The organism is Microbacterium sp. Be9, assembly GCF_011754135.1.
GTDB lineage: Bacteria > Actinomycetota > Actinomycetes > Actinomycetales > Microbacteriaceae > Microbacterium > Microbacterium maritypicum_A.
On sequence record NZ_WNWT01000006.1, the window covers coordinates 159632 to 173367 of the forward strand.

The window sequence follows — 13736 nt, forward strand, 5'->3', positions numbered from 1 at the left end:
CACTGGGCGTTGTTGCAGAGACCGCCGTGCTCGACACTGGGACGCGGGTGTCACCGGCGACACCCGAAGGAGACAGACATGACATCCTCAGTGAGCGCGGCCCCCACCGCCCCCTCCGCCCCGAACTCGAAGCTGAAGCGGGTCGTCGCGGCCTCCATGGCCGGCACGGTCGTGGAGTGGTACGAGTTCTTCCTCTACGCCACCGCGGCCAGCCTGGTGTTCGGCACCTACTTCTTCCCCGCGACCGGTTCTCCCCTCGACGGGATCATCGCGGCCTTCGTCACCTACGCGATCGGCTTCATCGCGCGTCCGCTCGGCGGCATCGTCTTCGGGCAGATCGGCGACCGGTTCGGCCGCAAGCCCACCCTGCAGGCGACGATCATCATCGTCGGCGCAGCGACGTTCCTGATGGGGTGCCTCCCCGGGTTCCAGAGCATCGGCTACTGGGCGCCCGCCCTGCTGGTGGCGCTGCGCTTCCTCCAGGGCTTCGCCGTGGGCGGGGAGTGGGGCGGCGCCGTGCTGCTGGTCGCCGAGCAGAGCCCCGACCGCTCGCGTTCGTTCTGGTCGAGCTGGCCCCAGGCCGCCGTGCCCGTGGGGAACCTGCTCGCCACCCTCGTGCTGCTCGTGAGCTCATGGGTGATGAGCTCGGCCGCCTTCCTCGAATGGGGCTGGCGCATCGCCTTCTGGCTGTCGGCGGTGATCGTGCTGGTCGGCTTCTACATCCGTCGTCACGTCGAAGAGGCGCCGATCTTCCTCGAGGCCAAGGCGCAGGTCGAGGCGGAGAAGGCCACGTCGTACGGTGTCGTCGAGGTGCTGCGCCGCTATCCGAAGGGCATCCTGCAGGCGATGGGCATCCGCTTCGCCGAGAACATCGTCTACTACATCGTCGTCAGCTTCACGATCGTCTACCTGAAGACGGTGCACGAATACGACACGAGTCAGTTGCTGCTCGCGTTGCTCATCGCGCACGTCGTGCACTTCGCGATCATCCCGCAGCTGGGGCGTCTCGCCGACCGGTGGGGGCGTAAGCCCGTCTACCTCACCGGCGCGATCCTCAGCGCGACCTGGGCGTTCTTCGCCTTCCCGATGTTCGACACCCTCAACCCGGTCCTCATCGTGCTGGCCGTGACCATCGGGCTCTGCTTCCACGCCTTCATGTACGCCCCGCAGCCGGCGGTGATGGCGGAACTGTTCCCCACGCGGATGCGGTACTCGGGCGTCTCCCTCGGCTCCCAGGTCACCGCGATCCTCGCCGGCTCGCTCGCCCCGATCCTCGCGATCCAGTGGCTGCGCGACTTCGGATCCTGGTTGCCGATCGCGATCTACATCGTCATCGCCTGCGTCGTGACCGCCATCGCCGTGGTGTCGTTGCGCGAGACGAAGGGCATCTCGCTGCAGGCCATCGATGACGCCGATGCCGCCCGTGCGGCCGCGGCCTGATATGCGAAGGAGTACGACATGACCGATCTGCACGGACGCAGGGCGCTCGTCACGGGTGGGGCGAGCGGCATCGGGGCGGCCTGCGCCCGTGAGCTCGCTTCGGCGGGCGCCCGGGTCACGGTCGCCGATGTCGACCGTGCGTCCGCGGAGGCGCTCGCGGCGGAGATCGGCGGAGAGGCGTGGCACGTTGACCTCTCCGACCTCGGGGCGCTGGCCGATGCCCGCATCGACGTCGACATCCTCGTCAACAATGCGGGAGTGCAGCACGTGAGCCCGATCGAGGACTTCGCGCCGGAGCGGTTCTCCTTCATCCTGCGGCTCATGCTCGAGGCGCCGTTCCTGCTCATCCGGGCCGCCCTCCCCGGAATGTACGACCGGGGCTTCGGGCGGGTGATCAACGTGTCGAGCGTGCACGGCTTGCGCGCCTCCGCCTACAAAGCGGCGTACGTCGCAGCGAAGCACGGCTTGGAGGGGCTGTCGAAGGTGACGGCACTGGAGGGCGGGCCCCGAGGTGTGACGAGCAACTGCATCGACCCGGGCTACGTGCGCACGCCCCTCGTCGAGAAGCAGATCGCCGATCAGGCCCGCGTGCACGGGATCCCCGAGGAAGAGGTCCTCGCGACCGTGATGCTCACCGAGTCCGCCATCAAGAGGCTCGTCGAGCCGAGCGAGGTCGCCTCGCTCGCGCTGTGGCTCGCCGGTGACTCCGCGGGGATGGTCACCGGGGCCAGCTACACGATCGACGGCGGCTGGTCGGCCCGCTGAGGGCGTGCTTCAGCCGTTGAGGCGCTCGGTGAGATGCACGGTCACCTCGTCGCCGTCGCCCTTTCCGATGCGCGTGCGGATGGGGGCGGCGACCGGGAGCTTGTGGGTGCCGTCGCCGAGCGCCATGAAGGCGCCGCGGAAGGGCTCGCCGTCGATGGTGCCCGCGACCTTGACGAGTCCTCGTGTGCCGAAGATGGTCGCGGAGTCGTCCAGCTGCACGCAGGTCCAGGTGTCGCCTTCGCGAACCTTTCCGAGGGTGGCCGTGAATGTGATGTCGAGGGGGCTGCTCATGTGCCTCTCCTTTCGGTCAGACGAACGATCCGACGATCGCTCCGATGATGACGAGCTTGAGGATCCAGTCGAGCAGGTGCACACCCGCTGCCGGCAGCGCGGTGTTCTCGTGTACGACGCCGCCCATGAGCAGGACGAGAGGGAGTGTGCACAGCGCCAGTCCGAGGAGCGACCCGGAACCGGCGCCGTGCCAGCCGGCTGCGATCATCAGCCCGGCCACGAGGCAGGAGACGATGAGGCTGCGCAGGACCACCGATGCCATCTGTGCGGCGGCGGGGAGGCCGGGTCGAGGAGTGCTCGTCCGAGAGATGAGCGCCGAGACCGGGGGCACGGCGTAGAGCAGAGCGCTCGCGATGAACGATGCCACCGTGGCGAGGACGATTGCCGGAACGATCATGTCGGCCTCCTTTAGTACTTGTTGGTACTCAAAGCAGGCCCGACACGAGAAACTGTCAAGTACTAAACTGAACGACATGACCGCGATGACTCGAACGCCTGGACGTCCGGCCGGTCGCACGGGCGAAGCGCTGCTCGATACCGCCCGTGATGTCTTCCTCGAGTTCGGATACGCGGGGGCATCGATGGACGAGGTCGCCAAGCGCGCCCGCATCTCGAAGGCGTCCCTCTATCGGGAGCATGCGTCGAAGTCGGCGCTGTATGCCGCCGTCGTCCGGCATTGGGCGCTCGCCGGCCGTGATGCCATGAGACCGGCTCTCGAAGCGGTGAGGGCGCATCCCGACCTGAGGGAGGGGCTCGTCGCACTCGGCGAGACGATGCGAGCCGGGATGCTGAGCGCGCCGGTGGTGGCGATGCGTCGACTGGTCATCGCCGAAGCGGCCGCGCATCCGGAGGTCGCGAGGGACTACCTGGCGCAGAGCTGGGACGCGAACATCCGCAATCTCGCAGACGCGATGATCGATCTCTCCGACGCGCACGGTCTGACCGTCGACGACGCCGACGCACTCGCGAGCGAGTTCACTTGGCTGGTCGTGGGCGCACCTTTGAACGCCGGCCTCTTGAGTGTGGAGACAGGTGAGCCACCGGTGGCCAGAGCCGTCGATCTGTTCTTGGCGGGCTACCTCCCTCGCGAGGACCGCGGGTAAGCAAGCGCATTCGCCCGAATGGATGCAACGGGTTGCAACCTCGCCCGGTATACCATTTGGCCATACGCCCAGCAGCGTCAGTCCCCAGCTGACCGTGGGCGGGGCGGCTCAGCCGTCATGCGGAGGGAGAGTGGATCTCTTTTCGATCCCGAGGGGGGATGGGGTGGGAGCTCGGTCCCCAGCCGGCACCCACCCCCACACTCGGCCCTCCGCCTCTCTCCGCCCGTCGGCTCAGCCCGGCTCGTTCCGTCGGCTCGGTTCCGTCGGCCTCTGTTCCGTCGGCTCGGTTCCGTCGGCCTCCGTTCGGTCGGCTCCGTGGAATGGGTTCAGTACAGTCGGCTGACGATCCAGAAGCCGATGACCGCGATCACGATGACGACCGGCACCCAGGTGCCGCCGCGCTTGAGCCGTCGGCCCTGCGGCGCGACGCCGGGAGGCGGGGTGAGCAGCCCGGCCGGGGGAGCGAACGGCAATGAGGGAGTCGGCGCCGGAGCCGAGGCGAGCGATCCGGTCTCGGCCACGAGCCGCTCATCGCGCCACCGCGTCCATTGATCGAACTTCGTCAGCAGGGCTCCGACGGTGCCGAAGAGCCAGGCCCAGGTGGCGGGATCGAGGGTCGAGACCTTCCGTTGCGTGTAGAGGAACAGCCAGTCGTCGACGATCTCCACGTCGAGCTCGGCGGCGTTGTCGATGAACCTCGCCATGATGTCTGGCGTGAAGAGATAGAGGGCATCGCGTTCGTACCCCTCAGGGCAGTAGAGCGTGAAGTGCCGATCGAAGTCGCCCTCGAGGGACAGGCGCTGGCTTCGCTGGAACGATGCCGGCAGGTTCGAGCCGAAGCCGTTGTTGCCCGTGGCGTCGAGCACGATGTTCGGCAGCGGCACGTCGAGCTTCACGGCCACGTATCCCCACCGGTAGGTCGTGGAGTTCTTTCCCGACTGCACCGTGTACTGGTAGTTGCCGAACTCGACGAAGCGCGGGCGGGTGCCGCGGATCAGATCGGTGGACTGCCGTGCGCGGCCGAGATGGAAGATCATCCCGGGCAGGGGTGGGTCGGCGACCTTCGGCTCGTAGGTCATTCCGTTCGCCTGGGCGAAGCTGTGCAGTCGATATCGCCGGGCCTGCGCGTTGCGCACCCCCAACCAGATCATCACTCCCACCGCGGCGAGGAGGAGTACGATCAGCACGAGGGGGATCGCCGCGGCGGCGGGCGAGTCGCCGAAGGACGCCAGACTCAGGGTGACGCCGACGAGGAGCGGGAGCATCACGACCGCGAAGATCGCTGCCGCGACGATGCCGATGACCGTGGACGCCGTCACGCCGCCCGTCGGTCGCGAACGGAGTTCCGCGGCGAAGGCGCGCACCGCAGCGGGATCCACCGCATCGGTGAGCGGGCGCGCGTCGAAGGGCGGCTGCGGGGAGGTCACCGGTTCACCGCATCGGCGTCCCACGTGAGGGCGGCCCCCTCCGGAAGAGGGAGCGCCTCCAGCTGCTCGTCCGCGCAGAGCGCCTCGATCAGGGCAGACGAGCCGGCCACGATCGTCGAGTCGTAGTCGACCTCGCTCACCATCACCCAGGCACGATCCTCGGGCCAGAGGATGCTCGGGCTCTGGGCCGACGGCGGGAATCCGTGCTCCTCGGCGGGGACATCGCGCCACGGCACGTGCAGCACCCACTCCGGGTCGGCGAATGCGCGCGGCGGAGCGGAGAACAGCACGTGGTCGCGCCCCGGCAGATCGAGCCGAGGCCCCTCCGAGATCTCCCGCGAGAGGATGCCCTCTTGCCAGGTGGGCCGACGGAAGACGTTGTTGAACGGGTCGTGCGCGCTGCGCTCGAGCATCGCCTGATGGTTCGGATCGTCGGTGAAGGTCAGGAAGGAGCGGGAAGGCGTGACACCGAAGAAGCCCAGCAGCCCCCCTCGCCCCTCCCAGAGTGCGGCGAAACCGGAATCCGGAGTCCGCGTGTGGTCCACGAGGTGAGCGGCGATGGTCGCCAGAAGGGTCGGATCGAGCTCACCCTCCATCGGGGCGGTGAACTCGCGACCGTCCGGGGCGATCCGCGTGCGCCAGTCGCCGTCGGGCGGGGTGCGCACGATCCGCTGCCATTGCGCGAGCGGATGCAGGACCGTGCCGAACGCCGCGGCGGTCTGCGCCCAGGAGACGGGCTCGTCGACGAACTCGGCCATGAGCGCGCGCTGCTCGGGCTCTGGCATGCGCACCAGCTCGTCAGCCGTCGGGATCGTCCGGCCGGGCAGCGACCGGGCGATCGCCGGATGGAAGATGCGTGCGTACGCAGGGAAACCACGGGGCACCACCCCGTGCATGGTCTCGTAGTCTGCGTCGAGCCGCTCGCGCAGCCACGCTCCCGCCGAGGGATCGGACATCCACTCCATGCCCCCACGCTACCCGGCACATCGCGGCGCGCAGTGTCGGCGGACACCGGGCGTGCAGAGAGCGGCTCTAGGCTGACGGCGTGGAGACCGGGAGAGGGAGCGTCGCACCGCGGTCCTCAGCCGCGCCGCGGCCCGCTCTCGCGTGGGAGCTCGCCCGCATTCTGATCGGCATCGCGGTCGTCGGGATCCTCGTGTACGCCTATGCCCTGCGCATCGCCGTCGGAGACGTGAATCCGCTCGACTACTTCGGGTACTTCACGAATCAGACCAGTCTGATCGCGGCGGGCGTCCTGATCAGCACCGGATTCCTCGGTGTGAGCGGCCGACGGTCTCCGTCCTGGCTCACCCTGCTGCGCGGCCTCGTGACCGCGTACCTGATCGTCGTCGGCGTGATCTACAACGTGCTCGTCCCGGGCACCGGCTCGGCGCCGCCCTGGGTGAGCGTCGTCCTGCACGTCGTCTTCCCCGTGGTCGTCGTGCTCGACTGGCTGCTGGTCGGCGATCACCCGCGCCTGCCGTGGCGCCTGCTGTGGTTGCTGTTGCCGTACCCCGTGATGTGGCTGATCGTGGTGCTCCTGCGTGGCGTGACGGACGGGTGGGTTCCGTACGGTTTCCTGCTCCCGGAGCGGGGCCCGCTGTCGCTGCTGCTCCACATCGTCGTCCTGCTCGCCGCCGTTCTGCTCGCCGGAGTCCTGGTCTGGTCCGCCAGCCGATTCCGCGGCGTGTGGAGCGCCGGTCGTCGCATCGACCGCACCTGATCCGACCCGGTGCTGTGCTGTCCCGGGCCGGGCACTACGGTAGGAACCGCGTCACGCGAGCCGATGGTGGTTGGGGGAGAGTCCGAATGCTGAATCAGGCCGAAGCGGTGTCCGGCGAGAGGGTCTTCCGCAGGCACCCGCTCCGCTCGGCCGTCGGGGCGATCATGCTCTCGGTGGTGCTCTCTGCGGCGACGCTCTTCCTTCTCCCGAGGTTCCTGCCCGCCACCATGAAGATCTCGACCCGCGGCGTCGTGGTGCTCGTGGTCGCGATCGCGCTGACCATCGCCGTGTTCACCGGCTTCTTCTGGTTCCGCAACATCCGGATCGTGGTGCGCCCCCATGAGGTCGAGATCGGCAAGGCGGGCAGTCGTGAGACGTTCGCACGGGCGACGACCGCCTTCCGCGCGAAGATCACCGAGCACCGCACGAACGGACTGCCCAGCGGCACCACGCGTGCGTTGATCGTTCACAGCGGCGACCGGGAGATCACGATCGAGCTCCCCGGCTATTCGAGGCCGATGTTCAACGAGCTGATGGCGACGCTCAATCCGATCGCGCAGCCGGTGTTCGACGATCCCGTCGCCGCCGCGCGCGCCGGGGCCCAGCTGCCGACGCAGTTCGCGATCGACGGCGGGGGCGAGCGGCGCCTGGCGACGCGGATCACCATCGCCGCTGTCGGGCTGCTCGTCATCGCTATCGCTGTCGGGCTGCTCGTGGCGGTGCCCGGTTTCGTCGAGAGCGAGCTCTCGGCCCTCATCCTGCTCGCCCCGTTCGCGGCGCTCGCCGCCATCGGGTTCGGGATCGGGGCCGTGCAGCGACGACGCCTGGTGCGGTCGATTCCCGCCCACGTCTCCGTCGACGGTCAGGGCATCCGCATCGACGGCGTCGACACCCCCTACTCGCAGCTCACCCGCATCTGGCTGACTCCGCCCGCGTACCCGGTCAAGCGCCTCCGCCTCGAACGCGCCGGCGGCAAGGCCACGACGCACCTGCTCGCTTCCTCGCTCGTGGGCATCACGCCGGACTACGGCGATCTCCTCCTGGCGGTACGTGCCAGGACGGCGCATCTGCCCGGCCTGCTCTCCCTGGATCTCGAGTGACGGCGCCGGAGCAGGGGTCGGTGCCGGTGCAGGAGCCGGCGAGGTTCGCCCCCGAGTACCCGATCCGCACGGAGCGACTGCTCCTGCGCCCGATCGCCACCGCCGATGCCGTCGCGATGCACGTGTACAAGTCGGATCCGGATGCCGTGCGATACGTGCCGTATCCACCGCTGGAGCTGGCCGACGTCGAACGGCGCATCGCCACCACCTGGTCGAACACGCGGTTCACGAAGGAGGGCGACGCTGTCTCCCTCGCCGTCGAGGAGTGTGCGTCCGGAGCCCTGGTCGGCGACGTGGTGCTGTTCTGGCGCAGCGAGAACGACCGATCCGGCGAGGTCGGATACATCTTCGACCCGCGGGCCACAGGCCGGGGCTACGCGACCGAGGCGATCGATGCGCTCCTCGCCCTCGGTTTCGACGGCCTGGGCCTGCATCGCATCGTCGCGCGGCTCGATGAGCGCAACACGTCATCCGCACGCGTCGCCGAAAGGCTCGGCTTCCGACGCGAAGCGCGGTTCGTGGAGAGCGAGTGGTTCAAGGACGAGTGGACGACCCTGCTCGTCTACGCCCTCCTCGGCGACGAATGGCGCGAACGCCGTGGGCGGACGCCACGGGCGGAGATAGCGGTCGGAGATAGTGGGCGGAGATGACCGGGGCGGCGTGCGATCACTGATCGCACGCCGCCCCGAAGCCCTCCCGCTACTGCTTGAGCATCGCGACGGCGAGCTTGTGCGAGTCGTCGATCAGATGGGAGTGGTCGTCGTCTCCGAGATCGATGCGCACCCACTCGAGCGTGCCGGTGAAGCCGTTGCCTGCTGCCGGGTAGTCGGGCGAGACCGGCGAGGCCAGGTCGCAGCCGACATCCACGGTCTCGTCGAAAGTGAACTGGAACGGGATCGTCTTGTGCACGCGCCCTTCGCCGATCTTGTCGTCGCCCGCGTAGAGGGTGACGGTGCCGCCCTTGGCGAGTCCGCCGCCGTCATAGGCGAAGTGCGCCCGCAGCTCCTGCTCACCGGCAGGGATCGGATCGTCGGAGCGGATGATGTCGACGTCGATGCCGAGCAGGTTGTAGGCGAACGCGAGGCGGCCGTCCTTCGTGTAGAACGACCACCCGCCGTAGGCGCCGCCCTGCGCGATGAGCACGCCGTCGACTCCGGATTCGGGCACCGCGACGCGGGCGGTCACGGTCCACGACTTGTTCTTGATGTTGATGGTGGTGTTCTCGCTGAGGCGCTTCATGCCCGGGTAGAACTTCTGGGTGTCGCTCATCGAGAGCACCGGACGACCGGCGAGGTCGGGGTTGAACCGCTCGGCAGTGCGGATGTCGAGGGGAAGCACGTTGAAGCGCGCTGCCTGGATGAGGAAGAGCTGCTGCAGGTGGGCGAGCCGCTCCGGTTCCTGGTCGGCGAGGTCGTGGGACTGGGTCCAGTCCTCGTCGACGTTGTAGAGCTCCCATCGGTCGTCGTCGAGTCCGTGGTCCGATCCGAGCCACGGATCCTTGTGCTTCGCGACCGCCGTCCACCCCTTGTGATAGATCGCGCGGTTGCCGACCATCTCGAAGTACTGCGTGATGTGGCGCTCCTCGGCCTCCGCGTCCGCGAATGTGTAGTTCATCGGGGTCCCCTCGTAGGGGCGCTGCGTCACACCGTTCACGCTCGTCGGTTCGGGGATGCCCGCGGCTTCGAGCACCGTCGGGGCGACATCGATCACGTGCGAGAACTGGTTGCGGATGCCCCCCTTCTCCACGCCTCCGTTCGGCCAGCTGACGATCGTGCCGTTGCGGGTGCCGCCCCAGTGGCTGGCGACCTGCTTGGTCCACTGATACGGGGTGTCCATGGCGTGGGCCCAGCCCACCGCGTAGTGGTTGTACGAGCTCGGGGTGCCGATGTCGTCGATGTGGTCGGCCACATACTGCTCGGTCTCGACATCGTTCATGTGGTTGATCGTGAAGCCCTCGTTGGTCGTGCCGTGCATCGACCCCTCGGCGCTCGCGCCGTTGTCGCCGATGATCACGTAGACGAGCGTGTCGTCGAGGATGCCGAGCTCTTCATAGGCGTCGAGCAGGCGACCGACGTGATGGTCGGCGTAGGCGAGGAAGCCGGCGTACACCTCCATCTGTCGGGCCAGGGCGGGCTTGATCAGGTCGCTCATCTCGTCCCATGCGGGGATGCCGGGGCTGCGGTCGGTGAGCACGGCGTCGGCCGGGATGACACCGAGCTCGAGCTGACGGGCGAAGGTCTCCTTGCGGATCTCGTCCCATCCCTGATCGAACTGCCCCTTGTACTTGTCCGCCCACTCGGCGGGCACATGGTGCGGGGCGTGCGTCGCGCCCGGGGCGAAGTAGGTGAACGACGGCACATCGGGGGCCAGCATCTTCTGCTCGCGCGTCCAGCCGATCGCCTTGTCGGTCATGTCGCCCATGAAGTGATAGCCCTGCTCGGGTGTGCCCCACGGCTCGACGGGCGTGGTGTTCTCGTAGATCGCCGGGTACCACTGGTTGGTCTCGCCGCCGATGAAGCCGTAGAAGTACTCGAAGCCGTTGCCCGGGGTGGGCCAGCCGTCGAACGGTCCGATCGCGCTCGCCTGCCACACCGGCACCTCGTGGCACTTGCCGAACTGGGCGGTGTTGTAGCCGTTGAGCTTGAGGGTCTCGGCCAGCGGCGCGCAGCTGTTGGGGCGCAGGGAGTTGTAGCCGGGGGCGGATGTCGCGATCTCGGTGATGCCGCCCATGCCGACGGTGTGGTGATTGCGTCCGCTGAGCAGAGCGGCACGGGTCGGCGAGCACAGGGCCGTGGTGTGGAAGCGGGTGTACTTGAGCCCTGCGGCGGCCACACGCTCGAAGTTCGGGGTGTGGATCGGACCGCCGAAGGCACTGGACGCGCCGAAGCCGACGTCGTCGATGAGCACCACGAGGACGTTCGGGGCATCTTTCGGCGGGCGCACGGGCGTGATCGGCGGGAAGGACGTGTCCGGGTCGGTCGCGTCGTAGGTGACCGTGCCCGTGTAGGCCAGATCAGGGATCGGAAGACTGGAACGCTGGGGTTCGGACATACTGACTCCTACGGCTCTCGGCGAGCAGAGCAGCCCGCTTCGCGCTCAGCCTAAGCAGGCGGGTCCAGGCTGTCACCACCCGCGACGGGTGACTTTGCGGGTGAGTTTCGGCGGGCATAATCAAGGGTGTGACTGCGACTGCAACCCTTCCCTCCCTCGACGGCCGCCGATTCCGGATGGTGTCGTCCACGACCTCTGCGGTTGACCCGGAATCCCCGAGCATCTTCGAGTACTTCGAACGTGACGGCGCCATCTGGGGCGGGTACGAGGGCGACACGGTCACCTTCGGCAAGTTCGTCGGCACCCGCACGGGTGACACGATCTGGGTGTCGTTCGTGCACGTGCTCAAGGCCGACGGCACGGTCGTCACCGGCGATGGTGAGAGCGAGCTGGAGCTGACCGACGACGGCGGCATCCGTCTCGTGGAGCACTACGAGATGCACGGACTCCCGCAGCTCAGTGTGTGCGAGGAGATCTCCGCCTGAGGCCTGCGCCTGAGTGACGGCGCCTCAGCGCGGCGGGAGGGCGTCGCGACCGGGAGAGGCCGGCGTCCACCGCGTCATCCCGAGCGGGATCTCGGTGTCGCGCTTCGGCAGGTCCGCCGGCAGCAGGTAGGGGCGGCGGATCACCTCGTCGAGCACGACGACGCTCACGACCGTGCGCACCTCGGGCAGCTGGGCGATCACGCCGGTGGAGAACTCGTGCACGCCGCTGACGTCGACGGCGCGGATGAGCAGCATGGCGTCGTGCTCGCCGGTGGTGATGGCGCACCACTCGACGTCGGGCATCTCCAGCACGCGTTCGCGGAACGACGCCCAGGCCTGCGGCATCACCGTGACGAACACGAGCGCGCCGATGGAGAGCCCCGCCTTCGCCTGATCGACGCGGGCGCTGAAGCCCGTGATGACCCCGTCGTGCACGAGCGACTCGACCCGCGTGTACGCATTCGCGCGGGAGATCCCGACCTTGTCGGCGAGTGCCGCGATCGAGACACGACCGTTATCACGCAGGACTTCGAGGATTCTGTACGCCGTCTCGTCCAAAGGGGCAGCACTTCGTCCAGAATGCTTCGGATCTTCCGCATTCTTGCTGGACATATTGTTCCTCACATCCGAGGTTCTGGACAGAGCGTGTCGAGGTGACCCGCTCTTGCTGGACACATCGTCGCATATGATGCGAATCTGATCCACGGTCGTCCACATCGGTGGCGACTCACCCGAATGTACTCCTCGCCTCTGGAGGCCCTCATGTCGTCACGCCGTATCACGCCGGTCATCGCGCTCGGAGCCGTCGCGCTCCTCGCGCTCGCAGGTTGCTCGGGAGGGAACTCGGCGACGGGCGGCGGACAGTCCGGCTCCGACTCCCTCGTCATCGACACCGCGTTCTCGATCGAGACCACCGACCCGGGTCACACCTACGACCCGACCGGCAACATGATCGCGAAGGCCCTGTACGAGACCCTCGTCGACTTCGAGGGCTCCGACGTCTCGACCCCGGTGCCGGGCCTGGCATCCTGGGAGCAGAACGACGAGGCGACCGAGTTCACCTTCACGCTCGAGGGCGACCGCGTCTTCTCCGACGGATCGCCGATCGAGGCGAAGGACGTCGTGTTCTCGCTGCAGCGCATCCAGGGCATGGAAGACGCCAAGCCGAACTTCCTCCTCGGCGGCCTCACGATCACCGAGGTCGACGACAAGACGATCCAGTTCACGTCCGAGACCCCGCTGCTGCAGCTGCCCGCGATCCTCGCGAACCCGGCACTCGGCATCGTCAACTCCGACGTCGTGATCGAGAACGGCGGTGCGATCGACGGCACCGACTCGGCACAGAAGTTCCTCGACGGCGCATCCGCCGGCTCCGGTCCCTTCGTGCTCGACACCCTCGACCTCAGCTCGCAGGTCGTGCTGACCAAGAACGACGAGTACAACGGTGACGAGGCCTCCGACTACACGCGCGTGGTCGTCCGCAACGTCTCGGAGAGCGCCACCCAGCTCGCCAACCTCAAGGGCGGCGACTCGATGGTCGCGATGGACCTGAACGGCGACCAGGTCGCCGGCCTCGGCGACGACATCACGGTCGACTCCGTTCCGTCCGGCCAGACGATCTTCCTGCTGCTGAACCAGTCCTCGGCCGTCGCCGGTGACCTGGCGAACGTGAAGATCGCCGAGGCGATCCGCTACGCGCTCGACTACGACGCGCTGCTGGAGCTGGCCGGCGCCGGCTCCGTGCAGGCGACCGGCGTCATCCCTCCCGGATTCGAGGGTGCTCTCGACAGCGGCGTGGAGCAGGACCTCGACAAGGCGAAGGCCGCGCTCGCAGAGGCCGGCTACACGGGCCAGACCCTGAAGCTGCAGTTCCCGAACGACTACCCGGTCGGCGGCGTGGAGTTCACCCCGCTCGCCGAGCGCGTGCAGGCACAGCTCGAAGACGCCGGCATCACGGTCGACCTCGCCCCCGCGCCCTTCGCGACCGAGCTCGACGCCTACGTCAACGGCACCGAGGGCTTCGGTCTGTGGTTCTGGGGTCCGGACTACGCGGACTCCGCGAACTTCCTGCCCTTCGCCCCGGGCCTGAAGGTCGGCCTCCGCGCCGGCTGGGCCGCCGAGGCCAACCCGGAGATCGCCGGTATCGCGGCCGGTGCCGCGGCCGCGACCGACCCCGACCAGCGCACCGCCGCCTTCACCGACTTCGCCGAGGCGATGCAGGCCGAGGGTCCGTTCGTCCCGCTGATCGTGCCCGGTCGCAACATCTCCTCCGCGGACAGCGTGAAGGGTGCGGTGTACAACTCCGTCTGGGAGATGGACATCGCCGAGATCACGCCGGCCGGCTGAACGGA

General features: G+C 68.1%; 14 protein-coding genes. 8 read left to right on the forward strand and 6 right to left on the reverse strand.

Annotated elements, in window-relative coordinates; translation table 11 throughout:
• The first annotated feature begins 78 nt into the window (after window positions 1-78).
• Window positions 79-1440 carry an MFS transporter gene (locus GLO27_RS11640; RefSeq protein WP_036271975.1) on the forward strand — a complete coding sequence of 454 codons (1362 nt, stop codon included), beginning with the start codon at window positions 79-81 and terminating at the stop codon, window positions 1438-1440.
• An 18-nt stretch (window positions 1441-1458) separates the two neighbouring features.
• Window positions 1459-2205, forward strand: coding sequence for a 3-hydroxybutyrate dehydrogenase (locus tag GLO27_RS11645; RefSeq protein ID WP_029260791.1), 747 nt, complete (start codon window positions 1459-1461; stop codon window positions 2203-2205).
• A 9-nt stretch (window positions 2206-2214) separates the two neighbouring features.
• Here the strand turns inward: GLO27_RS11645 and GLO27_RS11650 are convergent, their stop codons facing one another.
• A complete protein-coding gene (locus GLO27_RS11650) occupies window positions 2215-2496 on the reverse strand; it encodes a DUF1905 domain-containing protein (RefSeq protein WP_021201433.1) in 282 nt (93 codons plus the stop codon).
• Between the two features lie 16 nt (window positions 2497-2512).
• Window positions 2513-2893: a DUF1761 domain-containing protein gene (locus GLO27_RS11655; RefSeq protein WP_021201434.1), complete on the reverse strand. Its 381-nt coding sequence runs from the start codon at window positions 2891-2893 to the stop codon at window positions 2513-2515.
• Between the two features lie 76 nt (window positions 2894-2969).
• Here GLO27_RS11655 and GLO27_RS11660 point away from each other — a divergent pair, with 76 nt between their 5' ends.
• Entirely contained in the window at window positions 2970-3599 is a 630-nt protein-coding gene (locus GLO27_RS11660) for a TetR/AcrR family transcriptional regulator (protein WP_167255013.1), read from the forward strand.
• Between the two features lie 326 nt (window positions 3600-3925).
• Here GLO27_RS11660 and GLO27_RS11665 read toward each other — a convergent pair whose 3' ends face one another.
• Together GLO27_RS11665 and GLO27_RS11670 are read right to left on the reverse strand one after the other, a co-directional pair.
• Complete coding sequence (locus tag GLO27_RS11665) at window positions 3926-5026, reverse strand: hypothetical protein (RefSeq protein WP_029260789.1); 1101 nt, start codon at window positions 5024-5026, stop codon at window positions 3926-3928.
• Window positions 5023-5991 (reverse strand): hypothetical protein, encoded by a 969-nt coding sequence (locus GLO27_RS11670; protein ID WP_167255015.1) that lies wholly within the window; start codon window positions 5989-5991, stop codon window positions 5023-5025. Before GLO27_RS11670 ends, GLO27_RS11665 begins: the two co-directional genes overlap by 4 nt.
• Before the next feature lie 80 nt (window positions 5992-6071).
• Here GLO27_RS11670 and GLO27_RS11675 point away from each other — a divergent pair, with 80 nt between their 5' ends.
• The 3 genes from GLO27_RS11675 to GLO27_RS11685 all read left to right on the forward strand — a co-directional run bounded on the left by GLO27_RS11675 (window position 6072) and on the right by GLO27_RS11685 (window position 8499).
• On the forward strand, window positions 6072-6749 hold the full coding sequence (locus GLO27_RS11675) for a Pr6Pr family membrane protein (protein ID WP_167255017.1): 678 nt from the start codon (window positions 6072-6074) through the stop codon (window positions 6747-6749).
• Window positions 6750-6835: 86 nt separating this feature from the next.
• A complete protein-coding gene (locus GLO27_RS11680) occupies window positions 6836-7849 on the forward strand; it encodes a hypothetical protein (RefSeq protein ID WP_167255019.1) in 1014 nt (337 codons plus the stop codon).
• Window positions 7846-8499 carry a GNAT family protein gene (locus tag GLO27_RS11685; protein ID WP_292775963.1) on the forward strand — a complete coding sequence of 218 codons (654 nt, stop codon included), beginning with the start codon at window positions 7846-7848 and terminating at the stop codon, window positions 8497-8499. The genes GLO27_RS11680 and GLO27_RS11685 overlap by 4 nt, the downstream gene beginning before the upstream one ends.
• 49 nt (window positions 8500-8548) lie before the next feature.
• Here GLO27_RS11685 and GLO27_RS11690 read toward each other — a convergent pair whose 3' ends face one another.
• Window positions 8549-10900 (reverse strand): arylsulfatase, encoded by a 2352-nt coding sequence (locus GLO27_RS11690; RefSeq protein ID WP_021201441.1) that lies wholly within the window; start codon window positions 10898-10900, stop codon window positions 8549-8551.
• A gap of 128 nt (window positions 10901-11028) precedes the next feature.
• Here GLO27_RS11690 and GLO27_RS11695 point away from each other — a divergent pair, with 128 nt between their 5' ends.
• A complete protein-coding gene (locus GLO27_RS11695; RefSeq protein ID WP_231479929.1) occupies window positions 11029-11385 on the forward strand; it encodes a hypothetical protein in 357 nt (118 codons plus the stop codon).
• 24 nt (window positions 11386-11409) lie between these two features.
• On the opposite strand, the gene GLO27_RS11700 is transcribed toward GLO27_RS11695, so the two are convergent.
• Window positions 11410-11943: an Lrp/AsnC family transcriptional regulator gene (locus GLO27_RS11700; RefSeq protein ID WP_021201443.1), complete on the reverse strand. Its 534-nt coding sequence runs from the start codon at window positions 11941-11943 to the stop codon at window positions 11410-11412.
• A 204-nt stretch (window positions 11944-12147) separates the two neighbouring features.
• Between GLO27_RS11700 and GLO27_RS11705 the strand changes: the two genes are divergently transcribed.
• Complete coding sequence (locus GLO27_RS11705) at window positions 12148-13731, forward strand: ABC transporter substrate-binding protein (protein WP_021201444.1); 1584 nt, start codon at window positions 12148-12150, stop codon at window positions 13729-13731.
• Window positions 13732-13736 lie beyond the last annotated feature (5 nt).